The organism is Paenibacillus sp. HW567 (assembly GCF_000374185.1).
Classification (GTDB): domain Bacteria; phylum Bacillota; class Bacilli; order Paenibacillales; family Paenibacillaceae; genus Paenibacillus_AQ.
This window is the reverse complement of sequence record NZ_KB910518.1, coordinates 1,811,562-1,830,740: the sequence shown is the minus strand read 5'-3', so window position 1 is coordinate 1,830,740 and position 19,179 is coordinate 1,811,562. Positions and strand designations below refer to the sequence as shown.

19 protein-coding genes are annotated in these 19,179 nt (G+C 52.0%); 6 read left to right on the top strand and 13 right to left on the bottom strand.

All coding sequences use genetic code 11. The features are described 5' to 3' along the window. Window positions 1-39: 39 nt before the first annotated feature. The 6 genes from B212_RS0108180 to B212_RS0108155 form a co-directional block, all read right to left on the bottom strand. Entirely contained in the window at window positions 40-1,005 is a 966-nt protein-coding gene (locus B212_RS0108180) for an ABC transporter ATP-binding protein (RefSeq protein WP_019910091.1), read from the bottom strand. Beyond that, window positions 998-1,981 carry an ABC transporter ATP-binding protein gene (locus B212_RS0108175; RefSeq protein WP_019910089.1) on the bottom strand — a complete coding sequence of 328 codons (984 nt, stop codon included), beginning with the start codon at window positions 1,979-1,981 and terminating at the stop codon, window positions 998-1,000. The genes B212_RS0108180 and B212_RS0108175 overlap by 8 nt, the downstream gene beginning before the upstream one ends. A 14-nt stretch (window positions 1,982-1,995) precedes the next feature. After that, window positions 1,996-2,919: an oligopeptide ABC transporter permease gene (gene opp4C, locus B212_RS0108170; protein WP_019910088.1), complete on the bottom strand. Its 924-nt coding sequence runs from the start codon at window positions 2,917-2,919 to the stop codon at window positions 1,996-1,998. A 16-nt stretch (window positions 2,920-2,935) separates the two neighbouring features. Next, a complete protein-coding gene (locus tag B212_RS0108165; protein ID WP_019910087.1) occupies window positions 2,936-3,889 on the bottom strand; it encodes an ABC transporter permease in 954 nt (317 codons plus the stop codon). Window positions 3,890-3,943: 54 nt separating this feature from the next. After that, window positions 3,944-5,710 carry an ABC transporter substrate-binding protein gene (locus B212_RS0108160; protein ID WP_019910086.1) on the bottom strand — a complete coding sequence of 589 codons (1,767 nt, stop codon included), beginning with the start codon at window positions 5,708-5,710 and terminating at the stop codon, window positions 3,944-3,946. Between the two features lie 233 nt (window positions 5,711-5,943). Further along, entirely contained in the window at window positions 5,944-6,852 is a 909-nt protein-coding gene (locus B212_RS0108155; RefSeq protein ID WP_442950098.1) for an ArsR/SmtB family transcription factor, read from the bottom strand. Window positions 6,853-7,016: 164 nt separating this feature from the next. Between B212_RS0108155 and B212_RS0108150 the strand changes: the two genes are divergently transcribed. Both B212_RS0108150 and B212_RS0108145 read left to right on the top strand, forming a co-directional pair. Then, complete coding sequence (locus B212_RS0108150; protein WP_198015912.1) at window positions 7,017-7,319, top strand: GNAT family N-acetyltransferase; 303 nt, start codon at window positions 7,017-7,019, stop codon at window positions 7,317-7,319. Between the two features lie 53 nt (window positions 7,320-7,372). After that, window positions 7,373-8,224 (top strand): GNAT family N-acetyltransferase, encoded by an 852-nt coding sequence (locus B212_RS0108145; protein ID WP_019910083.1) that lies wholly within the window; start codon window positions 7,373-7,375, stop codon window positions 8,222-8,224. 110 nt (window positions 8,225-8,334) lie between these two features. Here the strand turns inward: B212_RS0108145 and B212_RS31045 are convergent, their stop codons facing one another. The 4 genes from B212_RS31045 to B212_RS0108120 form a co-directional block, all read right to left on the bottom strand. After that, the gene (locus B212_RS31045; protein ID WP_019910082.1) at window positions 8,335-9,117 is read right to left on the bottom strand and encodes a hypothetical protein; all 783 of its coding nucleotides are present in this window, start codon (window positions 9,115-9,117) and stop codon (window positions 8,335-8,337) included. Window positions 9,118-9,119: 2 nt separating this feature from the next. After that, window positions 9,120-9,572 (bottom strand): flavodoxin, encoded by a 453-nt coding sequence (locus B212_RS0108135; protein ID WP_019910080.1) that lies wholly within the window; start codon window positions 9,570-9,572, stop codon window positions 9,120-9,122. Window positions 9,573-10,151: 579 nt separating this feature from the next. Next, window positions 10,152-10,517, bottom strand: coding sequence for a VOC family protein (locus B212_RS0108130; protein WP_019910078.1), 366 nt, complete (start codon window positions 10,515-10,517; stop codon window positions 10,152-10,154). Window positions 10,518-10,616: 99 nt separating this feature from the next. Next, entirely contained in the window at window positions 10,617-11,672 is a 1,056-nt protein-coding gene (locus B212_RS0108120) for a helix-turn-helix domain-containing protein (RefSeq protein ID WP_084673259.1), read from the bottom strand. Between the two features lie 69 nt (window positions 11,673-11,741). Here B212_RS0108120 and B212_RS0108115 point away from each other — a divergent pair, with 69 nt between their 5' ends. Further along, a complete protein-coding gene (locus B212_RS0108115; RefSeq protein WP_019910075.1) occupies window positions 11,742-12,605 on the top strand; it encodes a class I SAM-dependent methyltransferase in 864 nt (287 codons plus the stop codon). Between the two features lie 3 nt (window positions 12,606-12,608). After that, the gene (locus B212_RS0108110) at window positions 12,609-13,343 is read left to right on the top strand and encodes an RluA family pseudouridine synthase (RefSeq protein ID WP_019910074.1); all 735 of its coding nucleotides are present in this window, start codon (window positions 12,609-12,611) and stop codon (window positions 13,341-13,343) included. A gap of 29 nt (window positions 13,344-13,372) precedes the next feature. On the opposite strand, the gene B212_RS31040 is transcribed toward B212_RS0108110, so the two are convergent. Both B212_RS31040 and B212_RS0108100 read right to left on the bottom strand, forming a co-directional pair. Next, window positions 13,373-13,804, bottom strand: coding sequence for a MarR family winged helix-turn-helix transcriptional regulator (locus B212_RS31040; protein ID WP_019910073.1), 432 nt, complete (start codon window positions 13,802-13,804; stop codon window positions 13,373-13,375). Between the two features lie 104 nt (window positions 13,805-13,908). Continuing rightward, window positions 13,909-14,457: a TetR family transcriptional regulator gene (locus B212_RS0108100; protein ID WP_019910072.1), complete on the bottom strand. Its 549-nt coding sequence runs from the start codon at window positions 14,455-14,457 to the stop codon at window positions 13,909-13,911. A gap of 108 nt (window positions 14,458-14,565) precedes the next feature. On the opposite strand from B212_RS0108100, the gene B212_RS0108095 reads away from it, so the two are divergent. Next, window positions 14,566-15,543, top strand: a complete 978-nt coding sequence (locus tag B212_RS0108095; protein ID WP_019910070.1) for a ketopantoate reductase family protein — start codon at window positions 14,566-14,568, stop codon at window positions 15,541-15,543. Further along, on the top strand, window positions 15,540-16,526 hold the full coding sequence (locus tag B212_RS0108090; protein ID WP_019910069.1) for an NADP-dependent oxidoreductase: 987 nt from the start codon (window positions 15,540-15,542) through the stop codon (window positions 16,524-16,526). Before B212_RS0108095 ends, B212_RS0108090 begins: the two co-directional genes overlap by 4 nt. 186 nt (window positions 16,527-16,712) lie before the next feature. Here B212_RS0108090 and gyrA read toward each other — a convergent pair whose 3' ends face one another. Beyond that, window positions 16,713-19,154: a DNA gyrase subunit A gene (gene gyrA / locus B212_RS0108085; RefSeq protein ID WP_019910068.1), complete on the bottom strand. Its 2,442-nt coding sequence runs from the start codon at window positions 19,152-19,154 to the stop codon at window positions 16,713-16,715. Window positions 19,155-19,179 lie beyond the last annotated feature (25 nt).

Here is a 19,179-nt window from a genome sequence, read left to right as displayed (position 1 = left end):
TAATTTATAGCGTGAAACTTATAAATTCTTCTATTTGAACTACACTAAATGGCAGGCTACAAAATGTCCGCCGCCGGCGTCACGAAACTCCGGAATTTGCGCCTTGCAGATTTCCAGGGCAAACGGGCAGCGGGTATGAAATTTGCAGCCGGAGGGCGGATTGGCCGGGCTTGGGATATCTCCCCTCAGCACAATCCGTTCCCGCTTCAGCTTAGGAATCGGCACGGGCACTGCCGAGAGCAGCGCCTTCGTATAGGGATGCAGCGGACTGTGGAACAGCTCGTCCCGGGAGGCGGTCTCCACCATAGAACCGAGATACATTACTCCTATCCGGGAGCATAAGTGCTCCACCACGCTGAGATCGTGGGAAATAAATAAATAGGCCAGCCCCCTGCTGCTCTGGAGCTTGCTGAACAGATTGATAATCTGCGCCTGAATCGACACATCCAGCGCCGACACCGGCTCGTCGGCAATGATCAGCTCCGGGTTCAGAATCAGCGCCCGGGCAATTCCGATCCGCTGGCGCTGGCCGCCGGAGAATTCATGCGGGAAGCGGTCGATATGGTAGGAGGACAAGCCGCAGGCCGCAAGCGATTCCAGCACCAGCTCCCGCACCTCATCCTTGGAGCATAATCCATGATCCAGCAGAGCTTCTCCGATAGCATCGCCTACCCGCACGCGCGGGTTCAGCGCACTGTAAGGGTCCTGGAAGATCAACTGCATCTTCGGCCGCAGCAGCCGCAGCCCGGCCGGTGAGAGACCGTGAATATCCACTCCCTTGAACTTCACCTCGCCGCCCGTTTTTTCGGTCAGCCGCAGAATGGTACGGCCCACCGTGCTTTTCCCGCTGCCGGATTCCCCGACAAGACCAAAGGTCTCACCAGGCTGAAGCGTGAGGCTGATATCATCCACAGCTTTTACATGTCCTACCGTGCGGTTCAGCAGCCCCTGGCTGACAGGGAAGTACTTCTTGAGATGTTTCACTTCAAGCAGCGGCTCAGACATGGGCCTCCACCTCCTCATACAGCCAGCAGGCAACCTTTTGTCCGCTGTCCAGCTCCTTAAGCTGAGGCTGGCGGCTGCGGCAGACCTGCATGCAATCTCCGCATCGGTCGTGGAAATAACATGAGGCTTCAAGCTCAAGCGGATTTGGCACCTGACCCGGAATGGAGTACAGCTCCTCCAGACGCTGGCCCACCACCGGCTTGGATTTCAGCAGCCCCCTCGTATAAGGATGCTTGGGATGCTTGAACAGTTCCACAACCTCCCCCTCCTCGACGATTTTGCCGGAATACATCACGATCACATAGTCGGCCATTTCGGCAACCACGCCGAGATCATGGGTGATGAGCAGAATGGACATCCCGGAGTTTTCTTTGAATTCCCGCAGCATATCGAGGATCTGCGCCTGGATGGTCACATCAAGCGCTGTGGTCGGCTCATCGGCAATGAGCAGCTTCGGATTACAGGAGACGGCAACGGCAATCATAATCCGCTGCAGCATGCCCCCGCTTAATTCATGGGGATAGCTGTCGGCGATCTGCTCGGGGCGCGAAATGCCGACCTGCTTAATCAGCTCGATCGCCCGTTCACGCGCTGCTTTCTTTTTCATTTTCAGATGCACCATCAGCGGCTCCATAATCTGCTCAGCAATTTTCATTACCGGATTCAGCGATGACATCGGCTCCTGGAAGATCATGGCGATCTCATTGCCGCGGATGGCTCTCAGCGTATTCTTGTCGAGCTTAAGCAGATCCTCTCCCGCAAACTCAATCTTTCCGCCGGTCACCCTCCCGCCGGGTTCCTCAATGAGCCCCATAATCGACATGGCGGTTACGCTTTTTCCGCAGCCGGATTCTCCGACAATACAGACCGTCTCTCCTTCACGGACCCGAAAGCTCACGTTGTCAACGGCTGCCACCTTTCCTTCCTCCGTATAGAACATAGTACTGAGACCTTCTACATTCATTAAATGCTTCATCTGCAACTGGCCACCTACCTCTTCTGTTTCGGATCAAGCACGTCTCTGAGGCCGTCACCAAATATATTTATGGCAATAACCGTGGCAAAAATCGACAAGCCCGGCGGAATCCATAACCAGGGATGATCCTGGAAATCTATCATATTGTTCGCTGCGTCAATCATATTGCCCCAGGTCGGTGTAGGCGGCATTACCCCCAGGCCGAAAAAGCTCAGTACGGATTCACTCAGAATCGCCCCGCCAATATTGAGTGTAGCCATCACGATCAGCAGCGGAAATACATTCGGCAGCAGATGGTTGAACAGCTTCCGCCGGTCGCGCAGGCCCAGCACAGTAGCCGCCTGCATAAATTCGCGTTCCCGCAGGCTGAGCATCTGTCCTCTCACCATCCGGGCGAGCCCCGGCCAATTCACGATGCTCAGCATCAGCATAACGATGTACATCCGGTAATCCGTCGGAACCTTCCATTCCGAGAGCAGCGCCCCGAAGATGAACAGCAGCGGCAGGTTGGGAATAGTCATCAATAAATCCGCTATCCGCATAATGACCTGATCCGCAATCCCACGGTAATAACCGGCTATTGCGCCTAGAAGTGCGCCAATAAACACGGACAGCACCATCGACGCAAGTCCGACAGTCAGCGAGATCCGCCCGGCCTGCATCACCCGGGTCAGAATATCCCGGCCCAGCGCATCTGTTCCCAGCAAGTGCCGCAGATTAGGCGCTTTGTTCATCAACGCCATATTGATTTTGTTGTCGGTGTAAGGCGAGAAGAACGGGCCGATAAAGCACAGTACAAACATAAACAACACCACCCCAAAGCCTGCCACCGCCAGCTTGTTCCTCATTAGCCTTCTGAGAGACTGTCTGAACAGTGAGGACTTCTGCGGCTGTACCCGCGGCTCGCGAAGCTCCGTTAATTTGCTGTTAGCTGCCAAGACGGCATCCTCCTCCCTATAACCGGACGCGCGGATCGGCAACCCGGTACAAAATGTCCGAGAGCAGCGTTCCGATGACGGTCAGAATAGCAATAAACATCGTAAAACCTACGAGCAGCGGATAGTCCCGCAGTCCAAAGGATTTGATATACAATTGGCCGATGCCCGGCCAGTTGAAGATTTGCTCAATGATCAGCGACCCGCCGAACAATGCCGGCAGCTCGAAGCCCACCAGCGTGATCGCCGGGAGCAGCGCATTGCGGAGCGCATGGGTGAACAGCACCTTTCGCTCCTTCAGCCCCTTGGCCCGGGCCGTGCGGATATAGTCCTGCTTCAGCACATCAATCATATTGCTGCGGAAATAGCGGGTTAATGAGCCAAGGCCGAGCAGGGTCATCACCACAACCGGAAGAGCCATATGCCGGACAACCTCCTTCACATACGCCAGTCCCGTTGCATTGCTGCCGGTAGTAATCATCCCACCCGGCGGAAGCCACTTCAGATCTACCGCCAGAATCTTGATCAGGAACAGGCCGATAAAAAAGGATGGCAGCGACATCGCAGCAAAGATACCCACCATGACCAGCGTGTCGAACCAGGAATACTGCTTATACGCAGAGATCACGCCGACAATGACCGAAATCCCCCACGTAAGAAAGGTAGACACAGCAGCCAGCAAAAAAGAATTCCAGATATAATCGCGAAACAACTGAAGCACCGGCTTCTGCTGGGCAAGCGAATATCCGAAATCCCCGTGAAACGCATTGTTCATCCAGATGCCATAACGCTCAAGCACCGGTTTATTCAGGCCGTAGATTTCCCGCAGCTCTGCCTTCCGCTCCGCTGTCAGCTTGATATTTCCTGTAATGAAATCGCCTGGTGTCAATGCATACAAGCAGAAGATGAGCAGCGAGGCCGCAAATAGGATGATGAGCATATACAGCAGTCTTTTCGTCAAATAGGTACTCATGACCCGCTCCTTATGGATCATCCCCTGCCATCACAGCAGGGGATGAAAGTGTTGTTATTTCAGAGTCCACTGCGGCAGGCTTCCGGCAAGTCCGATGAACGGACTGACCGACACATTCTGGATACGGCCATTGTAGGCATAGACTGTTTTTTTATAGTTGGTGAACAGAATCGGGAGCTCATCATTAAAGAGCTGGTACAGCTCTTTGTAAACGGCCTTGCGCTGCTCAATATCGTTAGTCGCAAGCGCTTTGTTATACAGCTCAATGAATTTCGGATTGTTATAATCGGTGATTTCCCCGTCGAAGAACTGCATGAACCCGTCCGCCGGATCGGTCAGCATACTGGTGGAGAACGAAACCAGATCGTAGTCTCCGCTTTCTGACTTGGAGACCAGCGAGTTAAAATCTGCGAACACTTCCGGCTGGAATTCGATGCCGAGCGCTTCGAAGTTCTCTTTAGCTACAGGAATGAAGACATCGGTGAGCTTGCTCTTGAAGGCCAGGTAATGAATGGAGAGCTTCTTGCCATTCTTCTCGCGAATACCGCCCGCACCAACGGTCCACCCCGCCTCATCCAGAAGCTGCTTGGCTTTTTCCGGATCATATTTGTAAGGGTTGATGCCTTCCTCGGTATAAGCCCAGGAGATCGGCGATGCCGGAATATTGGCAACAGCTCCAGCCCCCTGCTGGGCATCTACATAAATGCTCTGGCGGTCAAGACCATACATAAGCGCTTGTCTTACCTTCTTATCCTTCAGTTGCTCATGCTTCAGGTTGACCTGCATGTAGCCGTAAGCACTTGGCGTGTAAGGAATGATATTCACAAAGCCGAGCGCCTTCAGCTTCTCAATGTTCTCGTCCGTAGCACTGAAGGAGGCATAGTCTACTTCTCCCGTTTCGAGGAACTGCCACACATCACCCTCAGAGGTTTTGTAGATGAAATGCTCTGTCTTCGGTTTGCCTTTGAAATAATTCTCATTGGCTGTTAGACGCACTTCCTGTCCGGGCAGGAATTTCTCCAACTTGTAAGGCCCGTCTCCGAGCGGCTTCTCATGCAGCTTCTTGATATATTCCAAATGGCCGAATTTGTAGTCCTTGCCGTAATAAGCTTTCGAGAGCACGTTGGAGCCAAGTGTTACAAGCGCCGTTGCATTTGGCTTCTCCAGTGTCACTGAAATGGTCTGCGGATCAATGACCTTGATGCCATCAACGGTTTTGGCTGTGCCTTCTTTGTAGGCTTTACCGCCTTTAACATTCAGTGAGGGCAGGGAGGAGCCGCCGTCATAGGCCTTGTCATATTGAAGGGTCCACGTGAAGGCAACATCATCCGCAGTGAGCGGCGAGCCGTCGCTGAATTTCAAGTCTTTCCGCAAATGAAAGGTATATGTAAGCTGATCCTCCGATACATCCCAGCTCTCGGCAAGCTCCGGCGTAGGAACGCCTTTGTCATCTACCGTTACGAGTGAAGCATATAGTAGGGAAGACACGTTGCCGTCATAGCCGCTCTCCTGAAAATAAGGTGTAAACGCCCCGCTCGGATCTGTAAGGCCGACAATGATCGTATCCGAACGCTTCTTGGCAACTTCCGGCAGCTTCGCCAAATCCGTGGCGGTAAAAGGCTCGCTCAGCGCGCCCGCTGGAACGGCTGCCGGGGATGCCGAAGCCTCAGTGCCCGCAGTTGCTCCCGCATCAGCCGATGCCGTTGCCGCCGCTGTGTTATTCCCGGTTGCAGCGTTAGAATTGCCATTGTCCGAGCAGGCCGAAAGCGCAAGTGAACCCGCAATCAGTAAGGAGGACAATAAAAACATACTTTTTCTCATAAAATCATCTCTCTTCTCTCCATTTGTGTAATACAATAATTCCTACCCGCTAAGTATGATTAAAGACCGATAGTTCACATTATAGAAAGTATTCTTAGTTCTGTAAAGAGAGAACTTCAAAAAATTTCTTCACGAACAGAATCAAGGCGTTATTATGGCAAAAAAAGAAGCCCGAAAATCCTCTGTAGCAGAGAATTCCCTGGCTTTGATCCCGGCCGCATGGCTGTGGACTCTTATTTCAAATATTGCAAAAGCTGCTCGTTCATCCGCTGAATTCCCTCCAGGCGCAGGCTGTAGGCAGTGACGTTCTCCCCTTCGATGTAGGCATGAAGCAGACCGGCGCAACGGAGACTGAAGATATGGTCATGGACAATCCCCTTGGAGATGCCGGCTTGCTTCACAATCTCTGTAAAGGTTTTGCGCTCGCCGCCGAGCGAGTGCAGAATCTTCAGACGGCTTTTTTCACCCAGACTGCGGATGGTCCTGTACATATAAGGCGATATTTCCTCATCTGCTATAGAGATTCTTGCCGCGTAATGGCAAATCGTAAGCGGCCCGAAGCTGTAAATAATGTTGACCGGCTGAAAATGATATTGCGGAATCAGCACCAGCTTCTTCAGCCGGTCTGCCGGCAGGAAATAAAACCCGTTCGTCGTCTTATTAATAAAATCGGCCGTAGCATTCCCGTTCAGCTCCTTCTGCCGCTCTCCCGTGTGCCGCTGCAGACTGCTGATCACAGCGTCATTGCTGCCGCGGAAATATTGCCGGTTCCACTCCGATAGCAGAAAATGCATCCTGCTGCGGAATTGATCCATTTGTCCCGGAAATACGCTGACATATTCGGCAAGGGTCTCGTACATTTCTCCTACCGTCAAGCCTTCCAGCCAGCCCAGCACATCGTCCACACTTCCTTTGGCGGGACACTGATAGATCAGCAGATTCAGCAGCTTCCACTCATTGTCCAGCTCCGTCTCCGCAAGTGCCGACAACAGCTCCGGGCTAAGGCGCCGCGACACCTCAGAGGACCATGACGTGCCCAGATCAATCTTTTTATTCGATTTCTTGCATATAAATGTATGTATGCTGCCCATTAATTCATACACCGGCTCAAATTCAACCTCAATTTCGTACTCCACGGTCATTCCTCCTGATGCAACTTCAATTCACTACAGCGTTAGTGACTTAATATTAGGGTATTTCACGGCGTATACGCAAGCGGCACAAGTTCTCTTGTGTATTCTTCTCCCTCTCCGTCTCGCTTTTTCCAGATTAGGGGAGTAAAATAAAGGCACATCATTTGATTGGAGTGAAGAATATGGAACAAATTGTACAGGGTGAAGGACGTTTTTATATTGCTGGTGACGGTAAGGACCTTGCCCAGATCACATACAAAACGGATAAGACAACAGGAAATTTGGTGATCGACCATACCTTTGTCTCGGAAGATCTGCGCGGCCAAGGTGCCGGAGAGAAGCTCGTGCGGGCGGTTGTGGATAAAGCGCGCGCAGAGCAGGTTAAGATTGTGCCAGTATGCCCCTATGCGGTTCATCAATTCAAAAAACATGCGGAGTACGGGGACGTGCTGAGCGGGAATGGAGATAGGTCCTAATACACAAGCTGTGCCAGGCTGATGCTTGGACACACATTCGGGAGGACATGCGCTTGACTACAGCAGAAACATTAAAAGATATAGAGGAATTGCAGCAGCGCTGCGAGCAATACGAAGGCATTACATTGAAGCTCAATTGGGACATGCTGCGGCAAGTGACGGCAGCCGGTGGCGCCGAGTGGCTGGTAACTTATGAGGATGATATGCTGGTAGGATTCATAGGCCTGTACGGGTTCGCCAGCGAAGTGGAAATCTGCGGGATGGTGCGGCCGGGATACCGGCGCCGGGGCATATTCACTTCCCTGTGGCAGCAGGCGCAGAGCAGAATCAGGCACAATAATTTCACTACACTGCTGCTGAATGCTCCAGCCTCCTCGGCATCGGCTTCAGCCTACCTGAAGACGCTGCCGCTGGTATTTAACCATGCGGAATACCAGATGAAATGGGACGGCGATTCTGTGCCGCAGGATTCCATGGAGCTGAGCTCAGCAGCCGGGAACGTGGTGCTGCGGCCCGTCCGCAAGGATGAAACTCCTATTCTCGTAGAGTTGGACTGCGAAGGGTTCAACATGTCCAAGGAGGATGCCGCTGTGATCTATGAGCACCTGATGGATGACAACCGGGAGGAGCATATTATCATCGAGATGAACGGACAACCCGCTGGTAAAATGCGGCTGGGGACAGAGGATAACGAGACCTGGATTTACGGGCTCACAGTAGCCAAGAAGCTGCGGGGGCTCGGCATCGGCCGGAGTGCGCTTCTGCAGACGATTGAACGTGAGCGGCGGAATTATAATGGTGTGAATCTGGAGGTTGCCCTCCACAATCCAGGCGCGCTGAAGCTATATGAAAGCTGCGGTTTTGTCATTATGAACAAGCAGGATTATTACCGCTATATCGGCTGACCCGCCTTGGATTGGTGAAGCTGCTAAGATTCAGCCCCATCACAAAGAGCACCCTTTCTCTTGGCGTTAACAGCCCGGAGAAAGGGTGCTTTTGGCGGGAACTCTTCCGGTTACATCAAGCCGTACCCCCGGATAACTTGCTCATCCTTCTCATTTCGGCGTTCCCCATATTTCGCCAGCCGTTCCGCCGACTCTTCCCGCTGCAAAAACACGGATAACAGCCGCACATAATCCAGCGATTCCTGTAACGGAATTCCCGCGCCATCGAAAATACTTTTTCGTCCATCCAGCAGAGAATAGACCTCCACCGTTTCAGCCGGTTGTCCGTAGGCGTTATGGCAAAATACGTTGGCCATATGCAGGAAACCAGTGATAACGTCCTCATTACCGTTCACCATGAATTTCTGAATACTCAAGCACCGTCCTGGAGCCGCCGAGTTCCAGGCAAGTTGAAAAATCATCGCCAGCTCAATATCCAGCTCCGGCACCGGCACATGCCACTGCTCATACAGCAGCACCGGAACCTCCCGCAGATGATTGCCGGATACGATCCGCGTAAGTTCATCGGCGATTCCTGTCTTCACGTCCCAGTAGTGCATCAGCGAAGGAAAAGCATCGCCTTTGGGAGGCCAACGGCGCTCCAGTAGAAACTGAATCGGCGTTTCCCGGCGCACCTCGGGCTGCAGGCTGTAAAAGTCATTCAGCGTATGCCCGACCGCATACTGGACCTGCTGCCTCCAGCGCGGAAGGCCGGTGGCCGCTGCTCCGCTGCCGGTATTCTCCGCGCCGCCCAGCATAATATGCTCCATGCGGAAATCATTAAGCCGGCTGTATCGTACAGCCGCAGCCTCCTCCCGCTTGACTGCCGCCCAGCTACCCGCCGCGCCGCCCATCCTTAAGAAACCGCCGCGCAGGATTCGATAAATTGGCGGCCGAAGCTGCGGCAAGCATCTTTTTCCGCCGCGTTAGGACCGTATTCAATCTTCAGACTGTCCTGCAGAAGCTCCGCGCCGCGCTCCTTCAGCTTCGCCTCGATTACATCCACGGCACCGCAGTATATTTCATATCCGGTATCTCCGCTTCCGAAGGCGGCTGCCTTGCAGGCTGTCAGATCCAGCTCATCCAGCTCTTCGTAGAAGTCCAGGAATTCATCGGGCAGTTCTCCGTCGCCCCAGGTATACGCGCCCAGCAGGACGCCCTCATATGCTTTTATCTCATCCGCGTTGCAGTCAGTGACCGATTTCATTACAGCCTCACCGCCTGCCTGGCGTATTCCCTCTACAATCAGTTCAGCGATCTCTTCCGTATTGCCCGTCAAGCTGGCATAGACCACAAGCACTTTAGCCATAAATCGGTTCCTCCCAAGTAAACATTAAATTTAAACCAAGTTTGAACAACTTCTATTATATTTTATTTGATAATGATTCTCATTGTCAACAGTCAGTAACAAGAAAACGCGGGCCCCTGTCCTCAAAACCGGACAAGAGCCTCGCGTTCACCGTTTGAGCTATTCATTTTACCGTTAGCAGAGTTGTGCCTCTAATAGATCGTCAGACTCTAAATGTAGTTCAAACAATTCTCCGCTGAACGAATTAGGGTGTGAAGATCACGCTGGAGGCGTATTAGGCCCTACGAACAGAATCATCTCTTGATCGGAAGAGTCTGCCCATTTGCAACGGACTGAACAGCTCTTATTTCTACCGGAAGCCATTTCTCCGCAAGTTTATGGACACCAGAGCCCTTATGGGCGGACATTCACCCCAAATGTACCTGCCGAAGAAGCAATATGCCCTGTACGGTCCGTTAACCCGGCGAAATGTAACCCTTTCCGGAAATTAAGGGCTTTACGGTCCGCAAGGATCAGGAGGATAGATATGACGAATCCCTCCCTCCCTGAACCCCAAAGGCTACATCCTAAGCACTTATGCTAATATGCGCCTTCCAGCAGCGTAATGCCGTTGCCGTCCGGGTCGCGGAAATTCATCTCCTGGCCTCCATATTCCATCGTCACCGGCGGCTGACAATCCAGTCCTCTCGCCTTGAGCTGCTCATAGGTCTCATTCAGACTGCTGCAGGAGAATACCAGATTCACCACTCCTGTAGTATGCTTGCCCCATTTGTTCTCATCCCAGATGATCAGCCCGGGCTGTCCCTTGTCAAAACCCAGCTTCGCCCCGTCGGAGTTGCCATAACCCTCGAACGGTACAGGAATGCCCAGCACCTCCGTGTAAAAAGCTACCAGGGCAGCCGGGTCCTTCGTATACAAATTAATACCTTCAAATGCTGAGATCATCTATTCTCTCTCCTTCGTGATCATTTTCTTAGCTGCGCGTTCGCCCGCTGAATACAGCTTAACAGTTGCCGCACTGCTTGTATTGCAAAAAAGCGACATTCACCTCCGCGCATAAGCTAAGGCTTCCAGCGGCGTTCTCCCGGCAAACTTCTTAAAGCTGTTGATCAAATGCGACTGATGGCTGTAACGGTAGTTGTATACCACATCCTGCATAACCATTTGGTGCGGGGAGGATTGATACAGGTCAAGCCATACATTCTGAAAGCGTACAAGATCGGCTGTCTTTTTGGGGGAAAGGCCGATATATTCGCGGAAAAGCCTCTCAAGCTGGCGGCTGCTTACCCCTGCGCTATCCTCTAGCTCTCCTGCGGTAACCACTCCCTTATGCTTCAGAATACTGTACACGGCGTTCATCAGGCTGTCATTGCTGCGCCTGGAGAGGTCCAAACGTCTTAGCAGATAGGCTTCCGCGGCAGCGACCCGGTCTGAAAACGTATGTAAAGCGTACAGCTTTTGTCCCAGTTCTTCGCGAAAGGAAGCGAAATACTGCTGGGCAGGAGCATGAATATTCAGAACATCCCGTAGATGCTCGTCCGCGAACAAATGCACCGCCCAGAAATGAAAGCGGATGGCAAAGCTCAGCCTGCCGGCAGACTGCATACCACCTCCGGCTTCAAACGGAGCGTCATTAATTCCGCAAAAGATTCCGCCAGCCTCACCTGTAGCAGCATCCCATTCCCATATAATATCCATACAAGTATCCGGTATAATTGTCACCGGCCAGGCAGGCTTGAGGGCTGCACCGTCCAGCGGTGACTGTTGCAGTAGTGCATGGCCTTGCTGCCGGGACGAGCTTCCCCAGAAACAGCGGATATACGGGCGCAAGGCTTTGCAGGGCAGGAATTCACCAGCAGCAGCCGGATTTGAAGTAATCGGATAATACATCCCCGAAAGGTCAAACATCAGCTTTCGCCTCCAATCTTCAAGGGTGTCCATAAGCGATACACGCATTTTCTTCTGATCATACACAATCACTGAACGAAGCGCCAGAACACAGCCGTGCATAGACCTCTGCAGCGTCCCGAATTCACCCGAAAGTACGATACCGGGACCCGCTTTGGGGCAAAATGGGAATAGTCTCAGCTTTGCAGCCATTTTGTTTGTAGCAGCAAGCCTAAATGATGTACAATAAAGGCTAAATGACTTTTTGAAGGATGGATAATCATGTATATAGCAAGTGACTGGAAAGACTATGAAGTGCTCGATACCGGGGGCGGAGAAAAATTGGAACGCTGGGGAGATGTCGTGCTGCGCAGACCGGACCCGCAGATCATTTGGCCGCTAGCGGATGAGACCGCCAAATGGCGCGATGTGCACGGACACTATCACCGCAGTTCGGCCGGCGGCGGGCAATGGGAAATGAAGAAAGCCATTCCAAGCGATTGGAAAATCAGCTACGGCAAACTGAAATTCCATCTTCGTCCAACCAATTTCAAGCACACGGGTCTTTTCCCCGAGCAGGCTGCCAACTGGAGCTGGATGATGGACAAGATTGCCGAGGCGGGACGTCCGATATCCGTGCTTAACCTGTTCGCCTACACCGGCGGCGCAACCGTGGCTGCGGCTAGCGCAGGAGCTTCAGTCGTGCACGTGGATGCAGCCAAAGGCATGGTCCAATGGGCTAAGGAAAATATCCAGCTCTCCGGCCTCGCCGAACGGCCGGTCCGCTTCATCACCGACGATGTGTTCAAATTCGTGCAGCGTGAGCAGCGCCGCGGCAGCAAATACGACGCGATCATTATGGACCCTCCATCCTACGGCAGAGGCCCCGGCGGCGAAATGTGGAAGCTGGAAGCGAGCCTGTATCCCTTCCTGGAGAGCTGTATGGAAATTATGAGCGACAGACCCCTTTTCATGCTGATCAATTCCTATACGACCGGTATTTCACCGACCGTTCTGCGCAACATGCTCTCAATGACGATGGGCAAACGCTACGGCGGCAAGCTGACCTCCGGTGAAATCGGCCTGCCGGTTACATCCTCGGGAATGAACCTGCCTTGCGGAATTCTGGGCCGCTGGGAGGCGTAAGCCATGACTGCGATAGTAACCGGGGCCGGCGGCGGGAGCTCCCGCTTCGAAATCCTGTATGAAGACAACCATCTGCTCGGCATTGTGAAGCCTGTGAATATTCCTGTGCAGGAGGATGCTACAGGAGATCCGGACCTGCTCAGCCTGCTCAAAGAAGATGTGAAGGAACGCTTCAATAAACCAGGCAATGTATACATGGGTCTGGTCCACCGGCTGGATCGCCCTGTCGGAGGCGCGATGATTTTCGCGAAGACCTCCAAAGCCGCTTCACGGCTGTCAGAGAGCGTCCGCTCCCACAACCTGAGCAAAGTATATCTGACCGTAGTTCACGGCAAGCCTCCGGCTGCCCAGGGCCGTCTGGTCAATACCTTGCTTAAGGATGCCAAGAGCAATACGGTAACCATTGTCCGTGCCGGAACGCCCGGCGGCAAGGAAGCCATTCTCGATTATACGGTGCTCGGCAGCGCCGAAGGCTACAGTCTGCTGAAGATAGACCTGCTCACCGGACGCTCGCACCAGATCCGTGTGCAGCTCAGCGGCATCCGCTGTCCGCTCTACGGCGACCAGAAATACGGAGCAGCAGTGAACAAGCCGGGGCAGCAGATCGCCTTGTGGTCTGCACTTGTAGGCTTCCCGCACCCCGTAACCAAAGAAGAAATTGAGCTGATTTCGCTGCCGCCGCAGACCCACCCGTGGAGCCTGTGGCCGCAGCAAATGCAAAAGCAGGCCATCCGTTAGGAGGCCTGCTTATTATGCGTAACGATATCTTAGGATGCAGACCCCTCCGGGGCCTGTGCCACCGCCAGCTTCCCCATTAAGTAGATCAGAAGCTGCTGGTTATGCGAGGAGATAGGGTCCAGCACCTCAGCAAAAAAATCACTGCGGATCTGGAGGCCGCGCTCCGTCTCTATTTTGCCAGTCTCCGTAATGCTTACCCACACAATTCGCCGGTCAGCCGCATCACGTTCACGGACAATCAGACCATGCTTCTCCATCCGGTCCAGCAGCATTGTTACCGCCGCCGGGCTGGTCGCCAGATGCGGAGCCAGATCGGAAGGCTTCATCGCGTTACGCTCCTGCAGCAGCTCCAGTACGGTAAGTTGGGCATCTGTAAGTGTAGGGGCAAGGTTGCTGTCCATGTGTAGCTTATAGTCCTTTAATATCTTATGCCAGATCTTACTGAATTCAGTGGCGTGCACACGTATTCCTTCCTTTCTTGCGGACCTCTATCCGGTATATCTACATTTTCGCGAGAAAAATTCCATTTCCTGCAAAAGAAAAAAATAATTCGCCCGCACGATAATTAACTCAACTTTAGACCGTTCATTACATAAGGACGCACAAGATCTGCAAGCATATCCACTCGAGCTTTATCCTCCACATTTAACCAATACAGCGCAGCGCCATAGATTGCCGAACCTGTCATGGCCGCCATGATTTCTATGTAATACCTCTCCGCCCCAGGGTAGGTATCTCCTTTCAGAAAAATGCTTTCTATGGTTTGCTGCAGCATTTTCTTTATCTTTTTATCCACAAGTGTAGCCATAGAATTAGAGCTCATCCTACAGATACGGTAAAAATCCACAATATACCCGTGCGTCGCCAGAATTAGCTGGCTGCATATTTCATCCGTAAATTCTCCTGCACTCTTCACTTGTTCAGGAATCATCTCATGGAATGCCTCTTCTGTAATTTCTTCAAGCAAAGCATATTTATCTTCAAAATGAGCATAGAATGTGGCCCGGTTAATGGTAGCTTGTTGAGCAATATCCTTAATGGTGATTGCATCAAATCCTTTTCTAAACAACAAATCTCTGAACGCTGCTCTAATAAGCTGTCGTGTGCGCAGCACCCTCGGGTCCTCCTGATTTACCATTTCCAATCCCCTTTTTAGACATCAGATCTTACAATGTGTTGCCTATGCAACGTCCTTCTAACTCTGCTGATTGAAATCATAAGCATGCAATATTATCATTTTATCAAACAGGTGTTGCTTAAACAATCTATGGTTGATTCTTTGAAAGAAGGGTTTATGTTGAATACCAAAGGATATAGGATTTTGATAGTTGGCGCCGGCGTGATTGGTAGTGTATACGCACTCCGGTTCGCACAGTCGGGACTGGATGTCACTATACTGGCACGGGGTAAGAGACTGAAGACGCTACAAAGGGAGGGACTAAAATATAACGTTTGCGGAACAAACAAGCAAATATCAATCAAGACGATTGAAACCCTTGATGACGTAGACATTTATGATTTCATTTTTGTCTCTGTCAGATATGATCAGTCCGAAGCTGCCCTATCTGCGATCCAGCATAATCGGAGTAAGACCATTGTCACCTTGACCAACACCATTGGATATGAGCTTTGGCTGAACATCGTGGGCGATCGCTTACTTCCGGGATTCCCGGGCGCAGGTGGAGATATCAAAGAAGATGTCCTATACGCTCAATTCGGATCTGAGAAACATCAAGGAACTATTTTTGGTGAAATAGATGGACAGATAACCGAAAGAGTGAAGGAACTGGCCCAACTGTTCAAATCGGTGGGTTTGCATTATGAAGTGCAAAAAGACATTCAGGCATTCCACATTTCGCATACTGCATTAGCTATCGTTAACAAGCATTTCTATACCGATGACGGAATGGTGAGCTTGGAGAAGGCAAGAAGTGAAAGCATTTTAATCAAAATTGCTACAGCTATTAAACACAATATTCACCTGATTGAGCAAGCGGGCATTCCGGTAATCCCACCCGAAACGAAGGCCATGGGAGAATTGCCAAACAACGATATTATTTCCCGTTATCGCCACATGCTGAGCAATGACTTCATCATTGATGTAAAGCTTGGGAACCATGCGATTAGCCAAAAGGCGGAGATCATGTTATTGGACCAGATGTTTCAAAGTATGTTCAATTCAAGAGGAGGATTATTATGAAAGCTATTGCTTTGACAAGCTTTGGAATCCCAGAAGTATTGAAGGAACTGGAACTGCCGATTCCCTCACTCACCGATACACAGGTGCTTATCGAAATGCGTGCCTCTTCCATTAATCCAGCAGATTATTTGTTTCGCAGCGGCGCGATTCTCCAGAGTCCAATGGCCCACAAATTTCGGGATCAATTGCAATTGCCCATGGTTCTTGGTAATGAAGTAGCCGGCATCGTTCATGAGGTAGGCAGGAAAGTGACCCAGTTCAAACCTGGGGATCGTGTTATGGGGATGGTTCAACGAGGTTCTTATATGGACTATGTTGCGGTGGAAGAAGATCATCTTGCCGTGATCCCTGAAAGTCTCTCCTTTGAAGAGGCAGGTGCCGCTCCTACGGTTGCTCTGACAGCTTGGCAAGCACTGTTTGAGCAGGGTCATCTTCAACCGGGACAACGTATTCTTATTCAGGCGGGCGCCGGAGGAGTGGGACATGTAGCCGTCCAGTTGGCCAAACAACACGGAGCATATGTTATCGCAACCGCGAGGGACTATAATCATGATTTCGTGAGAGGACTTGGTGCTGACGAGGTCATCGACTATACTAAAGCCGACTTTACGACCCAGATAACAGATCCTGTTGATATTGTATTGGATACCGCCAAGGACGCATCCACTTTCGGTACCGGGTTACCAGGTGAAATCGGAGAGAAGAACTTCTCGGTCATCAAGGATGGCGGAACTTATATCTCAGTAGTGGCATTCGGAATCAATCAATATCCGAAGGTCCGCAATATTCACGCACATTTCTTCCAAGCCCAACCTAACCGTACCGATTTTGAATCCATTGCTCACTATTTGAAAGACAATCAATTAAAAATCCATGTCAATGAGACATTTGCCTTTACCGCTCAAGGCCTGCTTCAAGCATATCGCAAAAGCGAAGAGTTGCCGAAACGGGGAAAAATCGTCATATCGAAAAACATCGGATAAATCTCTTGCTTCGTGAGTATGGATGTCTCAAAGTAAATTTCCGCTCTGCCCAATTACATCAAGATTTACTTGCCGATTTCAAGCTGCAAAGGCTGAGTAATTAAATAAACTATAAACGGCACCCGGCTTCTCCTTGCAGAGCAGTCAGGCGCCGTTTATTTATGCTATACAAAGTGATTAACCCGCTTATAAAACCGCCGGGAACAGGCTGATAATCTCGTCCTTTTTCTCTACGGCCACCAATTGCTTGCCAATGGAGCGCCGTTCGCCAAGTGGCGCCGATTCGGAGGAGAAGTTATGTACCGCTCCATGATGGGTAATCGCCGTAAGCTCCAGCGGTTCACGGCAATAGAATGCGCCGGACAATCTGCTGCCGTTCGGCTTGACGCGTTTGCCCTCCTTAAATTCGAAGGTTGGCATGCCTTTGCCGCCGCGGCTTTGTGAAGGATAATCCAGCAGCAGTGTGCGTTTAGCATAGCCAAGCTCGGATACAACCAGGATTTCGCCCTCATCTTCACTTACCCAGAAGCAGGAAACAACTTCATCGCCTTCCCGCAGTTGAATGCCTCTAACCCCGCTGGCCACCCGGCCCATAGGATTAACTTCATTTTCCTTGAACCGGATGCACATGCCCTCGCGGGTCACCAGCACAAGCTCTTTGTCTCCGCTGCTCAACGCCACTGTAATGATCTCATCACCTTCAGCCACCTTGCACGCGGCAACAGCACCGGAACGGCTTGTAGAGTACTCCTTAAGCTCCGTACGCTTCACCTGGCCCTTGCCGGTGACGAAAACCAGACTGGCCTGCGGATCATCCAGATTGCCTACCGGCAGGATGCTGACGATTCCGTCACCTTTGGCTAGACTGATTACGTTGACTATCGCCGTACCCGGATCTTTCCATTTGAATTCCGGTATTTGGTGAACAGGCAGCAGGAAGTATTGCCCCTTACGGGTAAATACAAGCAGGCTGTCCCGTGTGTTCAGATCCAGCAGCTTGACAATATGATCGCCTTCCTTGACCCCTGAGGCATGGCGTTCTCCCCCCGAACGGGTGAAGGAAGGCATGCCGGTCCGCTTGATGTATCCGTCGGCAGAAAGGGCGACGAGAACATCCTCGGCATTCACCAGCACCTCAAGGCTTACCTTGAGCTCCTCCACTTCACCCTGAATGAGCGAACGGCGGTCGATGCCGTATTTGTCGCGGATTTCCAGCAGCTCTTTACGGATGACGGCAATCAGCTTCTTGTCGCTGTCCAGAATGGCCTGCAGTGCGGCAATCCGCGCCTGCGTTTCATCCAGTTCCTTCTGGAGCGAGTGAATCTCCAGATTGGTCAGTCTATAGAGCTGCAAGGTAAGAATGGAATCAGCCTGGCGTTCGCTGAAGCCGAACATCCAGACCAGATTGTTCTGGGCATCCTGACGGTTCTTCGACGCTTTGATTGCGGCAATGACCTCATCCAGAATGTTCAGCGCCTTAACCAGTCCCTCCAGCACGTGAGCGCGGTCCTCCGCTCTCTCCAGGTCAAACCGGGTGCGATGGGTCACCACCTCGCGCTGATGGGCGATATAAGCCTCCAAAATTGCTTTGAGGCCAAGCTGCTGTGGAGCTTTATTGACAATCGCCACCATGTTGAAGTTGTAGGTGACTTGCAGATCGGTTTTTTTGAGCAGGTAGGCCAGAACCCCTTGGGCATCGGCTTCCTTCTTAAGCTCGACTACAATCCGCAGACCATCGCGGCCGCTCTCGTCGCGGACCTCGGCGATGCCTTCGATTTTTTTCTCCAGACGGATATTCTCCATCGAGGTAACCAGCCGAGACTTGACGATCTGGAACGGCACCTCGGTGATAACAATCTGCTGTTTGCCGCCGCGCAGGTTCTCGATCTCAGTCTTGGAGCGCAGATAGATGCGCCCTTTGCCTGTACGGTAAGCGTCCATGATGCCGTCGCCGCCCATAATCGTGCCGCCTGTCGGGAAGTCGGGACCCTTGATGAAGGTCATGATGTCCTCCAGCGCAATATCCGGCTTCTGCATCACAGCGATACAGGCGTCGATGACCTCGCGCAGATTATGCGGCGGAATTTCCGTAGCAAATCCTGCGGAGATCCCGCTGGTCCCGTTGACCAGCAGATTCGGAAAACGCGAGGGAACCACGACCGGCTCCTTGGCGGTATTGTCAAAGTTGTCCTTGAACAGCACGGTCCGCTTCTCGATGTCACGCATCATTTCCATGGCGATAGGGGACAGCCGCGCCTCAGTATAACGCATCGCCGCCGCCGGATCATCGTCCATCGAGCCCCAGTTCCCGTGTCCGTCTACAAGCACATGGCCCATCTTCCAGGGCTGTGCCATCCGCACCATGCCTTCGTAAATGGAGGAGTCTCCGTGCGGATGATAATTCCCCATTACATCCCCGACCGTCTTGGCGGACTTACGGTAGGGCTTGTCCGGCGTATTGCCCGAGTCGTACATGGCGTACAGAATCCGGCGCTGTACGGGCTTCAGCCCGTCGCGGACATCCGGAATCGCCCGGTCCTGAATAATATATTTGGAATACCGGCCAAAGCGGTCACCGACGACCTCTTCCAGAAAAGCCGGCGAAAATTGTTCTGATAAACTGCTCATTCGCTCACCTTCTGTTCCTCAATCT